The sequence below is a fragment of the Pararhodobacter sp. SW119 genome (assembly GCF_017811755.1).
GTDB lineage: Bacteria > Pseudomonadota > Alphaproteobacteria > Rhodobacterales > Rhodobacteraceae > Pararhodobacter.
The window spans coordinates 1-15313 of record NZ_JADDJF010000058.1 but is presented as its reverse complement, the minus strand read 5'-3'; the positions used below and the strand labels follow the sequence as shown (position 1 = coordinate 15313).

The 15313-nt window shown below is 57.8% G+C and carries 11 protein-coding genes; 10 read left to right on the top strand and 1 reads right to left on the bottom strand.

What is annotated here, in order from left to right; all coding sequences use genetic code 11:
- Positions 1–242 precede the first annotated feature (242 nt).
- Entirely contained in the window at positions 243–914 is a 672-nt protein-coding gene (locus IM708_RS18135; RefSeq protein ID WP_209427985.1) for a cysteine hydrolase, read from the top strand.
- 86 nt (positions 915–1000) lie between these two features.
- On the opposite strand, the gene IM708_RS18130 is transcribed toward IM708_RS18135, so the two are convergent.
- Positions 1001–3451, bottom strand: coding sequence for an FAD-dependent oxidoreductase (locus tag IM708_RS18130; RefSeq protein ID WP_209427984.1), 2451 nt, complete (start codon positions 3449–3451; stop codon positions 1001–1003).
- Between the two features lie 167 nt (positions 3452–3618).
- Here IM708_RS18130 and IM708_RS18125 point away from each other — a divergent pair, with 167 nt between their 5' ends.
- The 9 genes from IM708_RS18125 (at position 3619) to IM708_RS18085 (ending at position 15161) form a co-directional block, all read left to right on the top strand.
- Positions 3619–4179, top strand: a complete 561-nt coding sequence (locus IM708_RS18125; RefSeq protein ID WP_348524998.1) for an XRE family transcriptional regulator — start codon at positions 3619–3621, stop codon at positions 4177–4179.
- A 253-nt stretch (positions 4180–4432) separates the two neighbouring features.
- Entirely contained in the window at positions 4433–5620 is a 1188-nt protein-coding gene (locus IM708_RS18120) for a C4-dicarboxylate TRAP transporter substrate-binding protein (RefSeq protein ID WP_209427983.1), read from the top strand.
- Positions 5621–5713: 93 nt separating this feature from the next.
- A complete protein-coding gene (locus tag IM708_RS18115; protein ID WP_209427982.1) occupies positions 5714–6223 on the top strand; it encodes a TRAP transporter small permease in 510 nt (169 codons plus the stop codon).
- Positions 6220–7527, top strand: a complete 1308-nt coding sequence (locus IM708_RS18110; RefSeq protein ID WP_209427981.1) for a TRAP transporter large permease — start codon at positions 6220–6222, stop codon at positions 7525–7527. Before IM708_RS18115 ends, IM708_RS18110 begins: the two co-directional genes overlap by 4 nt.
- A 36-nt stretch (positions 7528–7563) precedes the next feature.
- Positions 7564–9600 (top strand): hydantoinase/oxoprolinase family protein, encoded by a 2037-nt coding sequence (locus IM708_RS18105; protein WP_245243298.1) that lies wholly within the window; start codon positions 7564–7566, stop codon positions 9598–9600.
- A complete protein-coding gene (locus IM708_RS18100; RefSeq protein WP_209427979.1) occupies positions 9597–11222 on the top strand; it encodes a hydantoinase B/oxoprolinase family protein in 1626 nt (541 codons plus the stop codon). Before IM708_RS18105 ends, IM708_RS18100 begins: the two co-directional genes overlap by 4 nt.
- A 42-nt stretch (positions 11223–11264) precedes the next feature.
- Positions 11265–11606: a GYD domain-containing protein gene (locus IM708_RS18095; protein ID WP_209427978.1), complete on the top strand. Its 342-nt coding sequence runs from the start codon at positions 11265–11267 to the stop codon at positions 11604–11606.
- Between the two features lie 182 nt (positions 11607–11788).
- The gene (locus IM708_RS18090; protein WP_209427977.1) at positions 11789–12694 is read left to right on the top strand and encodes a LysR family transcriptional regulator; all 906 of its coding nucleotides are present in this window, start codon (positions 11789–11791) and stop codon (positions 12692–12694) included.
- A gap of 385 nt (positions 12695–13079) precedes the next feature.
- Entirely contained in the window at positions 13080–15161 is a 2082-nt protein-coding gene (locus IM708_RS18085) for a UPF0149 family protein (protein ID WP_209427976.1), read from the top strand.
- Positions 15162–15313 lie beyond the last annotated feature (152 nt).

Genomic DNA, 15313 nt, shown 5'->3' with positions numbered 1-15313 from the left:
CTCGAGAGGATACAGGCGGGCGAGGAAAAGCGTTCTGTAAGGAGGATAGCCGGGGTGAAGGCACTTGGCTGCAACTCAAGACGTGACGCTGTGCCGCCTCCTCAGTCAAGCGATAGACGAAATCAATGGCGTCGTGACTTGCCAAGTCATATGCTGCTTGCAAGCAGATTGAACAGCGCATGGCTCCAGCGCTAGGATCACCAAGATCCGAAGTTTCCGATACCACCTCAGTGAAGGCAGACATGGTCAAAAATTTCGACGAGCTAACAAGAGTCGACGGCACGATCCCTTTCATGCCTGTCAGGTTTGACCTCGCACACTCCAGGACGGCCGTCGTTCATATTGATAACCAGAACGATTTCCTGAACAAGGACGGTCATTACGCCCAAAGGGGGATTGATATTCGCCATATGCAGCGAGTCATCGAGCCAACAAAGAAGCTTGTCGAGCACGCCCGAAAATACGGCATTCCGCAAATCTGGACGCGACATGGCACACGCAGTTCAGTCGATGCAGGTGCATTTCACAAGTTGCGCCCGCAACTGGCAGAGGGCGGCCTAAGACAAGGTTCTTGGGGATATGAACTGCTCGAAGGCATCGGCGCAAGCGAAGAAGATTGGTATGTTGAAAAAACCCGCCTCAGCGCATTTTTCCAGACCAATCTTGAAGTCATTCTACGCGGCCTCGGCGCGGAAACCATAATAATCACTGGGGTACTGACCAACCAATGCGTTGCGGCTACTGGCAAGGACGCAATGTTCCGGGATTTTAATGTCATTGTAATCGAGGAATGCACCGGAACCACTGTGCCCGGACTACATCATCCGGCGTTGGCGATGATGCGGGTCGGCTGGGCAGAGGTGACATCTCTCGCCGACATCGTCGCGCGAATCTCTGGGTTGCAAGAGGCCTAAGCGAATAGGGAGCTGCCGCACTTCGGCCGAGATATCGAGCGTGTGGAACTGTGAAAGCTTAGACTTAATCGTAACCGGCCTGCCGCTCAGCATCGCACACGGGCTGATCGCGGATCATAGAGCGGCGAGATGCTCGCCACAGCGGGCCAGATGCGACCGGCGACCTCGATGGCGTAGTCAGCGGCGATCATCGCTTTCGGCGTCTCGCCCGGTTCCCGACAGGGCACATAGCCAAGGCCGATCGCGCCGCCCAGCGCATGTCCATAGTTCCCGGAAGTCAGGAAACCGACGATCGCTCCGTCCCTCAAGATCGGTTCGTTGTGGAACAGAAGCGGCTCAGGATCCTTTAGGCGGAACTGTACCAGCCGACGGCACAGCCCTTCGTTTTTCTTGCGCAACACGGCGCCGCGGCCAATAAACTCGCCCTTGTCTGTTTTCACGGCGAAGCCGAGCCCGGCCTCTAGCACATGGTCCTCGTCCGTGATGTCATGCCCGAAGTGGCGATAGGCTTTCTCGATGCGGCAGCTGTCCATCGCATGAAGGCCACAGAGCTTCAGGTCGACGGCCTCGCCTGCTTCCGTGATCTCCTCGAACACATGCGCTGCCTGATCGGCGGAGACATAGAGCTCCCACCCCAGTTCGCCGACATAGGTAACCCGATGCGCGCGGGCGAGGCCCATGCCGATCTCGATTTCACGGGCAGATCCGAACGGATGCGCTTCGTTAGAGAAATCATCTGGCGAGACGAGCGAAAGCAATTCTCGCGCGCGCGGCCCCATAACCGAAAACACGGCCTCGGACGCGCTCACCTCAGTGATTGTTACCCACTCACCGTCGAGATGGCCGCGCAGCCAGGCAAGATCGCGTTGCAGCGTCGCGCCGGGCACCACCAGTAGAAACTCGGTCTCCGACAGGCGTGTGACGGTGAGATCACTCTCGATGCCCCCCCTCTCGTTGAGCATCTGCGTGTAAACGATCCGGCCCGCCGGCACGTCGAGATCATTTCCGCAGAGCCTTTGCAGGTACGGCAAGGCGTCGTGCCCCTCGATCCGAATCTTGCCGAACGAGGTCATGTCGACAAGACCCACGCCTTCGCGCAAAGCCATGTGTTCGACGCGCTGATTGTCGAACCAGTTCTGCCGCTGCCAGCTGTAGCGGTACGCGGGGTCTTGACCGGGATTTGCGAACCAGTTCGCGCGTTCCCATCCTGCCACCTCTCCGAAAACCGCGCCCTTCTGTTTCAGGTGATCGTGCACGGGAGAGCGGCGTACGCCCCTCGCCGTCGTCATCTGGCGATACGGGAAATGATCGGCATAGAGCAGTCCGAGAGTTTCGCTGACGCGGTTTCGCAGGTAGCGGCGGTTGCGCTGGAAAGGCTGGGCCCGGCGGACGTCCACCTCCCAGAGGTCGAAAGGTGGTTCGCCATCATTCATCCATTGCGCGAGCGCCATTCCCGCGCCTCCCGACGATGCGATGCCAACGGAGTTGTAACCGGCGGCCACCCAGTAGCCCTTGAGCGCGGGTGCCGCGCCCAAGTAGTAGCGGTCATCCGGCGTAAAGCTTTCGGGGCCATTGAAGAAGGTATGGATCCCCGCTTCGGCCAGCATCGGCATGCGGGCAATCGCCTTCTCCAAGATAGGCTCGAAATGGTCGAAGTCGTCCGGCAACTGATCGAAGCAGAAGTCTTCGCCGATCCCGTTCATTCCCCAGGGCTTGGCCACGGGTTCGAAAGCGCCGAGAAGCATCTTCCCCGCATCTTCCTTGTAGTAGGCACATTCGTCGGGTACCCGCAGCACAGGTAGTTGTCGAAGTTCCGGAATGGCTTCTGTCACAATGTAAAAGTGCTCGCACGCATGCAGCGGCAGCGTGACGCCATTCTGTGCGGCCAAATCCCTGCCCCACATGCCGCCGCAGTTCACCACCAGGTCCGCAGCGATATGTCCGCTCTCCTGGCCCGACAGCCAGTCCACCCCCGTTACACGCCCATTTTTCGTTGTCACGCGGGTGGCTTTGACCTGTTCCAGGATCTGAGCGCCCTTTGAGCGCGCGCCCTTCGCCAAGGCCAGTGTGATGTTGGCCGGGTCCGCCTGACCGTCTGCCGGCAGATAGACACCAGCGACCACATCCCGGGTCTCAAGATGCGGATAATGCGTCTTGACCTCGACCGGGGAAAGCTCGTGGACCTCCACGCCAAAGGCGCGCGCCATGCCGGCCTGACGAAGGATCTCCTCACGGCGCTCGTCAGTGAGCGCCGCGGTGATGGAGCCGCACTGCCGCAGGCCCGTTGCCATACCCGTTTCCGCCTCCAGGCGCGTGTAGAGGTCGGCCGAGTACTTGGCTAGGCGGGTCATGTTCTTGCTTGCCCGCAGCTGCCCAATCAGCCCGGCGGCGTGCCAGGTCGTGCCGGAGGTCAGCTGCTTTCGTTCGAAAAGGACGACATCACTCCAGCCAAGCTGGGTCAGATGATAGGCAACCGAGCAACCCGAGATGCCGCCGCCGATGACGACCACGCGCGCCTGCGCCGGAACCTGTGCCATTGCCCATCCCTCTCGGTTCTGCCTGGTCAGAATTGAACCTTTACAGGCTTCGTTGCTCGCTGCGTGAAATTCAAGCGGTAATTTTCACGTCAGGCGCATTTTCGATAGCCGGGCGCTCGAACTGGTGGCATGCTCCATGTGCGATGGTTGGCTGAGAGGCGAACTGGGTGATCTTGAACAAGCTCGTTGGAAGTGACATTCGCGCGCTTCGAAAATCGCGGGGAAGAACTCTCAAGGATCTGTCCGCCGCTCTGGGACGCTCCGTCGGCTGGCTCAGCCAAGTCGAGCGAGGTCGCGCAACACCATCCATACCTGACCTTGCCGCTATCGGCGCGCTTTTCGGCGTGAATATCAGCTTCTTCTTTCGCTCGATGAACCAGAGTAGCGAAGAACGTGGCCTCGTTCTTCGGTCTGCTGATCGTACTGCGATCGGGTCAAGCCAGGCAGGCTTGGTCGAAGAACTGCTGTCCCCAACGCTTGGGGGGAGCTTCGAAATGATCAGGTCGACCTTCGCGCCGCGGTCGAACAGCGGGGGCCACAAGGCGGCCCGCAAGGCCGAGGACGGAGGCGTCCTTATCTCGGGCAAGCTCACGCTTTGGATTGGACAGCTTGAAGTGCATCTCGAACCGGGCGACAGCTTTCAGTTCGTCGAGCAGATGTATGGCTGGCGCAACGACCAGGATGAACCCGCAGTCGCGCTCTGGATTGTGTCTCCTCCTGTCTATTGAGCAGGTGACGCAAGGGGACGTCTGATCGATCTGAAGTGGTCGCAGCGGGCGCTCAACAAGATACGAAGTTTTCCGGGCGCAGGTACGTCGCAATTGCCCCGCCTTTGGCGTTGAGAGCTCACCATCGGGAGTGGGGTCATCTCAGACTGATACCATAAACGGCAATAGTTATTCCGAAATTGATACTTGTTTTGCTGATTAATGCCAGTATCCTTCGGGGCTGATACCGCCCGACGCAGAATGCGGGTGTCAGTTGAACGACATACGACAACAACATCAGCAACAGCGAGGTTCTTACGAAATGAAAATGACACTCCATCGGCGGCTTAGCGCAAGCTTGATCGTTCTGGCTTTGGCCGGCGCGGCAGGAGCCCAGGAAACGACTTCCTTCAATGCCAGCGTGTGGCTGCCCGAGAACCATCCCTTGGCTAAGCACTCTTACGTCGAGTGGCTACCAAGACTTCGGGAGGCCTCAAACGGCACACTGGATCCGACCCTCTACACCGGGCCGGTATTGTTGCCGCCGGGTGGGCATCTAAGCGGCATTGCCGACGGAATCGCACATGTCGGCTATCATGCGGGCACCTATACGCCTTCGGAACTGCCAGAAGACAATGTTCTGGCGCAGCTATCCTTCAGCTATCAGGATAATTATGTCGCCGCGTTTGCCATCACCGAGGCCAACCTAACGATTCCGGAGCTTCAAGAGCAGTGGAAGCGCAATAACCTTGTCTATTTGGGAGGATATGCCATCCCTCCCTACAATCTACTTTGCACCAGGGAGGTCGTAACGCGTGACGACATCCAAGGAGTAAGGATCCGCGTACCGGGTGCAGCGCATTCGGACTGGGCCGACGCTGTCGGAGCAACGCCCGTGAATGTACCCTCGTCGGAGATGTACAGCGGGCTGGATCGGGGCCAGATCGACTGCGCAGCTATCCCTGCCAACGACCTTCAAACGCGGTCTTTGTGGGACGTCGCGAAGCACGCGACGATGATCGATCTTGGCGTCTACTTTTCCGGTTATTCGCAAGCAGCAAACCGGGATTTCTGGCGGGGACTTTCCGCGGATCAGAGGCAGGCCTTCTTCGACACGATCCCGATCGCTCTCGTGGATCAGTTGCACCACTATGATGAGACCATCGCAGCGGCTCTGGCAGAGGCGGAGGATGAGGGTGTCAACCTTCACCAGCCGGCGGATGACCTATTGGCTGCGGTAGAAGATTTCCAAGCTCAGGCGCGTGAGAACGCAATCAGAATGGGAAGTGAAACCTTCGGAATGAGCGATCCGGAGACAATCGTAGCTCAGTTTGAGCAGGTGGTTCAGAAATGGACAGAACTTTTTGATGGGGTTGACCGGAGCGATCGGGATGCTCTGATCGCGCTCGCTGTTGATGAGATCTATGGCAAATTGGACCCGGACTCCTACGCGCTTGATTGACGCGTCTCGAGTTTTTTATCGCGAGTGTCTTCTTGTCGCGAACTCCGTCTGGTGGGGCTTCGCCCCCACCAGACTCTAATCCTGCGGATGGCCATGCGTCTGATCGCGAACTTCAACCGCATTCTCATGATCGTCGCGGCCGTGGCGGTCACGACAATGATGCTCCTCGTAATCGCAGACGTACTCTCGAGCTATCTGCTCGGTCGCCAGATCCGGAACAGCTTCGAGATCGTTGCCTTCTATCTTATGGTCGCCGTAGTGTTCTTGCCGTTGGGAAGCGTCGAGCTCTCACATGAACACATCACCACGGATCTTATGGTCCAAGCGATGCCAAGGTCGATCAGGCTCGGGCTCTTCGTCCTTACTCAGCTAATCGGCGCCGCATTTGTTGCACTTCTTTGCTACCAGACAGGAATCGACGCGCTGAGATCATATGCGCGCAACGAGATGGTGATGGGAACCACTATGCTGGTCACTTGGCCCAGTCGCTTCTTTCTGCCGATTGGTTTGGCGTTCCTTGTGATCTGCCTGCTCGCAAATGCGGCAACCGCAATCTGGCGAGGTGATGCAGTACCTGAAAACTCAGGCGGCACTCAAGCATGACAAATCTCGCGATCGGCTTCACCGGGATTGGTGTTGCACTTGTTCTAATAATGTTGAGGTTTCATATCGGCCTAGCGCTAGGCTTAGTTTCGATCATAGGTATTTCTGCGATCCTCAATGTCAACGCGGCCCTCGGCATCATTACAGCTGTACCTTACGCTTTCGTCGGAGATTGGAATCTTTCCGCTATACCAATGTTCCTTCTGATGGGCTTCATCGCAAGTTCGACAGGGCTGACGACAGGACTCTTTCGAGCGATGCGTATGTTGCTTGCGTTTCTCCCCGGAGGACTGGCGGTCGCAAGCGTAGGCGCGTCGGCGATTTTTGCTGCAGCGTCCGGCTCGAGTATCGCCACATCGGCGGCAATGGCGCGCATCGCCACACCGGAAATGCTGAAATACGGGTATCATCCAGGCCTTGCCTCAGGCGTAATCGCAGCTTCTGGAACCCTTGGGTCACTTATTCCACCGAGCATCCTCCTGCTGCTTTACGGCTATTTTGCTGGCGCTTCAGTCGGCCAGCTCTTCATTGCGGGCATACTTCCTGGTGTCCTTTCCATGCTACTTTACTCCGGAATGATCGTGGCACGATGCGCTCTAAATCCTGACCTTGCTCCTCGGATCCAGCAAAAATCTACGAAACGTGAGCTTGTAGATGCTCTGAAAGAGGTTTGGCCACTGCCCTTACTCATTTTGAGTGTATTAGTCGGGATCTTCCTCGGAGTATTCACACCAACGCAAGCTGGAGCCATCGGTGCGGGCGTTGCGATGATCATCGCTGCGGTGCGACGCGAACTGACCTTTGCGACCTTCTGGTCAGCCATCAAGGATACCCTTCATGGTACGGCGAGCATCTTCCTTGTAATCATTGGAACTTCGCTGTTGACGCGGTTTCTTGCGCTTTCGCAAGTGCCAAGCTTTCTTTCTGCCCAGTTTATCGCGCTTGATGCGACGCCACTCCTCTTCATCCTTGCTATTGCCGTGATCTATTTCCTCCTTGGTATGTTTGTCGATTCGATCGGCTTGATGCTCCTCACACTGCCAATCATTCTGCCGGTGGCCCTTGCAACGGACATGAACCTGATCTGGCTTGGGATTATTTTGGTGAAGCTTCTGGAGGTGGGCTTGGTAACGCCGCCCGTAGGCTTGAACGTTTACGTAATTAAATCCGCGTTGGGCGATAAAATTGATTTGACGGTCATCTTTCGAGGCGTGACCTGGTTTATTGTCATGGACTTTGTTGCGCTGGCTCTGATTGTAGCCTTTCCAATGGTGGCCTTATATCTTCCGGGTCTAATGCGGTAGATGACATAGTCAGTCGATACAGGGAGTGAAAATTTTATGAGAGTGGGCGTTGAAGTCGGTGGCACATTTACCGACCTGATCCGAATCCAAAATGGATCAATAAGGGTGGCTAAAGTTCCCAGTACGCCAGCGGAGCCTGATCGCGGCGTTATTCATGCACTTGATGCGGCGGGAATTGACCTGTCGGCCCTTGATGACTTTGTACACGGATCCACGGTCGCGACCAACGCCATTCTTGAAAGAAAAGGAGGGAGGACGGCAGCCATCGTGACCAAGGGCTTGCGAGACATATTCCTTTTGCAGCGACATGACCGCACTTCGATCTATAAATTAAATTACAGAAAACCAGAGCCAATAGTCGAGCGGCAGCATGTATTTGAGATCGACGAGCGAATTACTTCCGACGGAAATGTCGTGAAAGGTATTGACGAAGAAACGACGAAAGCCGAACTTTCGCGTTTTCTTGCACAGGAAGAGTTTGATGCCGTAGCAATCTGCTTGCTGAACAGTTATCGAAATTCCGACCACGAGCGCCTTGTCGAACGCTTGATCGCCGGGATCGACGCTGACCTGTCAGTGACCTGTTCTGTGGATGTCGCACCAGAGTTTCGCGAGTATGAGCGTGCGTCAACGACAGCCTTGGCGGCCTATGTGCAGCCCGCGATTCGCGGCTACTTGCGCCGTCTTGAGCGCAGCCTCTCCTCAAGAGGTTTCTCCGGGCGTTTCAGCATGATGCAGTCGAACGGAGGTCGGCTGCCGGCAGCGGCGATGGGAAAGAATGCGATTTCGGCGCTGTACTCGGGCCCGGCGGCCGGTGTCATTGGCGCGACGACGATGGCTAAGAGCCGAGGAATTTCAGACATCATCACGCTCGATATGGGCGGCACGAGCACAGATGTTTCTCTTGTAGTCGCCGGGAAACCGGATTTGACACCGGAAACGAAGATCAGCGGGCTCCCCGTGCGAGCACCCGTTATTGATATCGAGACAGTCGGATCCGGCGGAGGATCGATCGTTTGGGTGGACGATGGCGGTCTGATGAGGGTTGGGCCATCGTCTGCAGGCGCAGATCCGGGCCCTGCTTGTTACGGTCGCGGAGGTAAGCTTCCTACCGTCACGGACGCGCACCTCGTGCGGGGCACATTGCGCCAAGAGATGTTTCGGGCGGGCGCACTGGAATTGGACCCGCAAGCGGCGCACGAGTCCTTCAAGGACATCGCCACTCGTCTAGGGACGACGGTGCGGGAGGTGGCCGACCACTCAATACGGCTCGCCGAATCCAGTATCGTACGGGCGATCGAGCGCGTTTCAACGCAGCGGGGACGCGATCCGCGCAACTTCACACTGGTTCCATTTGGGGGTGCGGGCGCGCTGCATGCTGCGCGGGTGGCTGAAGAGCTGGGCATCCAGAAGATCTATGTGCCCATGAACTCAGGTGTTCTTTCCGCGGTAGGCCTGTTGGTGGCGGATTACGTTCATTACTGTGCAAAATCCGAGCGGGTGATTCTGAACCAAGAAGCGCTTCCGAAAATAGCGAATATACTGGATGAACTTAGAGATTCTGCGAAAAAATACCTCCATTCTCAGGGAGTGAAAGGATCACCGTTGTTCCGGGCGACGCTTGACATGCGGTATGTAGGGCAAGCGTTCGAGGTCCCGGTTTTGCTTGACGGGAACAGGGATGACGTAAGCTCTGCGATGATCGCGGAAAAGTTTTCTGAGGCACACCAGAAGATATTTGAGTTCTCAAAGCCGCCCGATGAACCGATTGAAATTGTAACGTTTCGGATGGGCGCCCAGGTGGAGAGCAGCGACGCCTTCCTGAACATGGTTCGGCCGGCCGATGGCGACCGCGATTCGGACGGCACGCCGTTCTACGCCGATATCTTCGAGAATGGGCGGCTCGTGAAGTGTGCGTTCTACACGGGTCGGGGCTTGGGCTCGGTTGCCATCGCAGGGCCCTGCGTGATCAGTGACGAGACATCGACAATCTTCGTGCCCGAAGGATGGACCGCAGTAACGGATGGGCTTGGCAACGTGCTGTTGGACAACATCTCGGGGGAACGCGAATGACACGATCGCATATCGGTCAGGCAATCATTACGCAGGCGCTCCTTGCCGCCGCACATGAAATGGGTGTGAAACTCATTCGCTCAGCGCACTCGCCCATTGTACGGGAAGCACAGGATTGCTCGGCTGCAATCATCAACAGCAGCGGCCAGGTTGTTGCACAAGCTGAGCTTACCGCCATTCAACTCGGGTCAATCTCGCAAACCTTGGCCCCATGTCTACAGCGGTTCCCGCCAGGGACGCTCCGCGAAGGCGATTTCTATATCAGCAATGATCCCTACAACATGGGGCAGCATGTCCAGGACATCTTTATCTTTTCCCCCGTGTTCTATGAAGGAGAGCTTTTGGGATTCACCGCCTCGGTCGTCCATCACATCGACCTCGGAGGAGGCGCGCCGGGCCTAAACCCGCACGCATCGGATGTACATCAAGAAGGCATTATCTTCCCACCGAGCAGGTACAACTTCGCCAGAGATTGGAGCGGCGGACCGCTCGAGCAGCTCGTTGCAGCGAATGTCCGCATGCCGGAGGCGACGATCGGCGACATCTACGCCCAATTCGCCGCGAACTCGATTGGCGGAAAGCGGCTCGTAGCCCTGGCCGATCGGTACGGCGCCGCGTTTATCCGTGCGGCGATGGACGAGATGCTGAACTACTCCGAGCGACGGGTTCGCGCGGCAATCAGCAGGCTCCCAGACGGCACCTACACCGCGGAATCCGCGATCGAAGATGATGGGATAGGCAACGTGCCGGTCGTCATCCGTGGCAAGGTCCAAGTGGAAGGCGAGATTCTGAACATCTCGTTTGAGGGGACGGACCCACAGGTCTCAACAAACATCAACTGCCCACTGGCATCCACCGTAGCGGCGGCGGTGGCCTGTGCGAAATCTGTGCTGACAGGTGAGGACATCCCATTCAACGATGGGGCTGCGCGCGTGATTAACGTGGACGCGCCGGAAGGTAGTGTCCTCAATCCAAGGCGCCCTGCGCCCGTCCGTGCGAGATTACTTGCGAGCCACAGGGTCTTCAATACCGTGATGAAGGCGTTGGGGCAGGCGACACCAGAAAACGTGATTGCCGAAGGATTCGATACGACCACGCCTATCTGTTTCAGCCGAATCGAGACCAAGGGATACAATATTTATCTCGAGATTCTTGGTGGTGGTTATGGAGCAGCGCACGGGTCGGACGGATGCGATGGCGTCGACTGTCCGCTCTCTAACTGCTCTAACATCCCGATAGAATCGATTGAGATGGACTACCCCTTTTTGAGGGTGGAGGAATACGCTCTGCTGCCTGGCTCGGGAGGGCGAGGAAAGCACCGAGGCGGCCTGGGTTTCTCCCGCAGCTACAGGATCCTCAAAGACGGCGTAACTTTTTCCACCTACAGTGACAGATTCGTGTTGCCAGCACAGGGCATATTCGGTGGCGAGCCGGGAGCGGAGGCCTCGATCACCGTCCTGCGAGATGGTGAAGCGATAGCGCTTAGATCAAAATGCGGATTCTCGCTGATGAGGGACGATCTCGTTATCGTTCGGACGGGCGGAGGGGGTGGCTACGGCAGCCCCAGCGAAAGAAATCCAAGGCTCACGTTGAACGATCGCAGACAAGGACTTGCTGCGTAAGAATGGAGCGCTTCGTGCGCCTTTACAGGGAGAAGGAAGATCATGGGAGCACTCGTTCTCTATATGGTGAAGTATGAAAACAACCAGAAAGCAGCAATGCTCAACAATGCGCCCATGCGCGATCGTGCCGCAATTCACCGCAAGGCAATTGCGGACTTCGGAGGTACGCCGATAGCGCAGTATGGCAGCTATGGTGAATACGACATGGTCTACATCTACGAGATGCCGGACGATGTTTCTGTTGCCGCTAATCTTCACCTCACTGACTCCTTCGGCCTCGCGAAATATTCTAAGATTGTTCCACTGCTTAACGCAGGCGATTTCGTTCGATCCATGAAAGCCGCGGCTGAGGTTGAAACCGAATACAGCCCTGCGACGACCTGAATCAGAAATAGAAAAACGCATTGCATAGATCTATCTGCAAACTTACTTGCGCTCTTTTTCTTAATTTCGTTTGCATGAATTAGTCTAGCGGAGTAGCTAGCTAGTACGCCGACGCACACATATAAAGAGCTAGATCTTCATGTAAAATGATCTGAGTCGAGTCGCTTGAGGATACAAGCAGAGTGCCCAAACCTACCATCCGACAACTTCAGATGTTTGTGGAGGTCATTAGATGTAGAAGCTTCCGCAAGGCTGCTGAGTGTCTGAACACCTCTCAGCCAGCGTTAAGTCGCGGGATGAAGGAACTAGAGGCTTTGCTAGGAACGCTCCTGATTAGCCGGACCACCCGGTCGGTTTCACCCACTGAGGCAGGCAAGGAGTTCTTCTCGCGCGCGACTCATCTCCTGGGTGAACTCGACGAACTCGTCGATGCCACCAACGCGGTCGCTGCCGGAAAGCGAGGTCGTCTGAAGCTGACTTACATGGACTTTGCGATTATCGGCCGCTTGCCATACATCATACGACAGTTTAAGGAGGGACATCCGGATATTCTTTTAGATGTTCAGTATTCTGTTTCTCAGGACCAATTTCCGATGATTGACCAAGGGTTGGTCGACATAGGATTTGTGAGCGGCGAGCCGAGCCGAAATGGATTCTCCTCCCGCGTGGTGACGAAGGAGTCCCTACTCGCCGTCGTCCCGGAAAACCACGCCTTGGCCAAACGCGGGTCAATTAGCTTGGGTGAACTTTCCGAGGAGAACTTTGTAACGGGCGACCATCGGTGGGTAATGTACACTGATAAGCTATCCAGCATCTGCAACCAACACGGCTTTGAGCCGCGAGTGGTGCAGACTGGATTTACACGAGACGAAATATTGAGCTTCGTACTGGCGGGAATCGGGATTACAGTGTATCCGGAGTGCATCACGAACGTTCCACGTCCCGGTTTGCACTACATTCCTATAAGCGATGTGGGCCGCAGCATCGTGTCATCCGCAATTTGGAAGAACTCGAATGCAAACCCGGCATTGCTGTTGTTTCTTGAGCAGCTTTCCAAGGCGGATCATGGGCCTTCGAAATTCGATTAATGCGTGTTAGCGGCGGACGTTTTCTCGCGAGATTCTTGGCCAGAAAATCGGAAGTGGTTCGTTAATTCGCCGCGGAAGAAAGAGCATCTATGGATCAAGAACTAAGTTATCTCCATGGATCTGTCAAAGAAACCTTGTTCGGTTTGTGGACCTCTGCGGAAGGCCCGCCATCGATTCACGCAGGCGTGACCTGCGCCCATACTTTCAACAATACGGGCCACTTGCACGTGGAGAAAGTTCGGCGTCAGACTTTGCTGCTCCGCCGCATTAAGCACTGCAGAGGCAACCTGAAGGCTTCCGGCCAGCTCCCTTTCCTTGTGGTCCCCCCCTGACACCCGACGTTCCAGTCTTTAAGGTTCCGCACTGAAGAAGCGGGGGGGGAATCTTGGCAGAGGGACAACTGGATCGGGCGCTGCGGGAGTTGGCCGGCTCCCGCGACGACTTCGACGCGCGGCGGGGTATTCTTGAACGGGAGAGCCATGCGCTCCTGCACCGACCGGCGCTGGGCGGGCAACTGCTGGCGCGGATCTGCGCGACGGCCGACGGGGATCCCGTGTTGGAGGACATGGACGACCTTCTCGGTGCGGCGCTCGAGGCCGCCCGGATGGCGCGGGAGAACCACAAGAAACGAGGCGATGCGTTCCTGGCGGCCCTCGAGGAAGGCTTGGAACTGGCCACACGGGGCGGTACGCTGGGTGCAACCCACCGGATGCTGCTGGCGCGTCTCTGGGCACGGTCCGGGCTGACCGCTCCTGCATCGCTGGAACTGGCCGCCGAGGATGTCGCGGCCAAACCGCCGCCGGAACGGGCGGATGTCGACGCGATGCTCGAAACCCTTTTCCAGGATCTCGTCCGCCAGGCCGAGGGCGATGCTCTGGGCGTGCATACGGCACTGGCCGAGACCTTCCCTGCCATGCCAGCGCAGATGCGCGAACATGTCGTGCAATTCGCGGTCAGTCGCCCCGATCCGATCTACGCCCGGCTCGGCTGCTACTGGCTGCTCGATCCCGAACCGTCGATCCGCCGGTCCGCCGCGGACGGGTTTGCTGAACGCGATCTCACGGCCGAGACCACCTCCACGCTCACCGTGCTGCGCAGCTGGATGCCAGAGGACGCGGCGCGCAAGCGCATCGACAAGGTGCTGCGCGATGCCCTGCGGGAAGGCGTCAGCCCTGCCGAAGGCGCCGAGCCCTGGACGGTTCTGTCGATCATGTCCACCCTGCCGGACGGCGGCGGTGCGCAGAGCATCGGCATCGCGCTGCAGTCGGGCAAGCGGCGCAGCGCGGCGATGGTGCTCCTGAAGCAGGGACATGGCATCAAGGATGCCTATGTCGTTCCCTGCCGATCGGCGAGCGACCAGAAGAAGCTGATGAAGCAGCTCGCCGACGAGACCGGCGCGCTTCCGGTACCGCTCGCTTATCTCTCTGACGCGCTGTCGGTGGCGCTGGGCGAACACTCGCCCCCTGCCCCGGGCCTGGTCGACGTGGCCGCGCTCTGCGGGCTGACCGAGCTGCGTCCCAGGCAGGCCGACACCAAGGATCTGCTCGAAGGGCTCGCATCCCATCCGAGCATCGCTGCGATGTCAGCGCAGAAGCGGGGGCGCCTGATCAATGCCAGCGAAGATTGGTGGGACCAGCACGAGATCGTGCGCAGCTGGTTCGAGGAGAGCGACAGCGCGCAGGAATTGCTGAACCAGCCCCGCCGTCCACGCGCCCTCGAGAGCGCGCTCTGGAAATGGCTCGAGACGCGGCGCGGCTGGTGGGCGCATCTGATCGCCCGCGGCGCGGCCATGCTGGAGGCGGCGGGTCACCCCGATGCCGACAGCTTCGCTGCCACCGCCGCCGCTCTGCTCGAGGGGCGCGAGTTGAAGAAGATCCCGGTCATGGCGGATGTCCACGAACAGACTATCGAAGCCACGATGTTCGACGATCCGGACATGGTCCCAGACCCGACAGAAAGCGGTTTCGTCGAACTGGTAAGCGAACCCGAGCCGACCAGGCCCGAACGCACCGGCGAGCTCGCGAAACTGCTCAAGGGCACGTCCCTCACGCCCGACTGGATCGACGGGTATCTCATGGCAATCGTGATCGCCCCCAAGATGATCACCCCCAATCGCTGGCTGCCGATCCTGCTGGAAGGCGCAATGGGCAGGCTCGAGCCGACGAACCTGCAACGGTTTCTCGACCTGGTCATGATGCGCGCCAACGACGCGACAAGGTTGGCCGAAGACAGCGGCGCCCTTGAGCGTCGCCTGGGCAAGATCCACGCTCAGGAATGGGCCACCGGCTTCACCAAGGGCTGCGCGACCTTCAAGTCCTCTTGGCCCGCCAAGTCGACCCGCCCCGACGACAAAGCGATGCAGAAGCTGGTGGTGACGGCTGCGAAGTCAGGCTTTGCGGGCAGTGAAATCCGAACTCTCAGCCAGTGGATCGCGGCGCGCCATGCGGCGAACAGGATGCATGCCTGAGCAGGCAAAATGCGCCCGCCAGCGGGGGTCTCGTCAAACGTTGAGTGTACGTTGAGTGTAAACAGGTATCGGCATACACGAGCGAAACGCTCGGGCTTTAAGCCGTTGATATTGTTTTCAAAACTGGTTGCGGGGGTAGGATTTGAACCTAC

What these genes read in the sequence shown, in the direction of transcription:
- IM708_RS18135 (WP_209427985.1), top strand. Translation starts at nt 243, where the DNA reads ATGGTCAAAAATTTCGACGAGCTAACAAGAGTCGACGGCACGATCCCT.
- IM708_RS18130 (WP_209427984.1), bottom strand. Translation starts at nt 3,451, where the DNA reads ATGGCACAGGTTCCGGCGCAGGCGCGCGTGGTCGTCATCGGCGGCGGC.
- IM708_RS18115 (WP_209427982.1), top strand. Translation starts at nt 5,714, where the DNA reads ATGCGTCTGATCGCGAACTTCAACCGCATTCTCATGATCGTCGCGGCC.
- IM708_RS18110 (WP_209427981.1), top strand. Translation starts at nt 6,220, where the DNA reads ATGACAAATCTCGCGATCGGCTTCACCGGGATTGGTGTTGCACTTGTT.
- IM708_RS18105 (WP_245243298.1), top strand. Translation starts at nt 7,564, where the DNA reads ATGAGAGTGGGCGTTGAAGTCGGTGGCACATTTACCGACCTGATCCGA.
- IM708_RS18100 (WP_209427979.1), top strand. Translation starts at nt 9,597, where the DNA reads ATGACACGATCGCATATCGGTCAGGCAATCATTACGCAGGCGCTCCTT.
- IM708_RS18095 (WP_209427978.1), top strand. Translation starts at nt 11,265, where the DNA reads ATGGGAGCACTCGTTCTCTATATGGTGAAGTATGAAAACAACCAGAAA.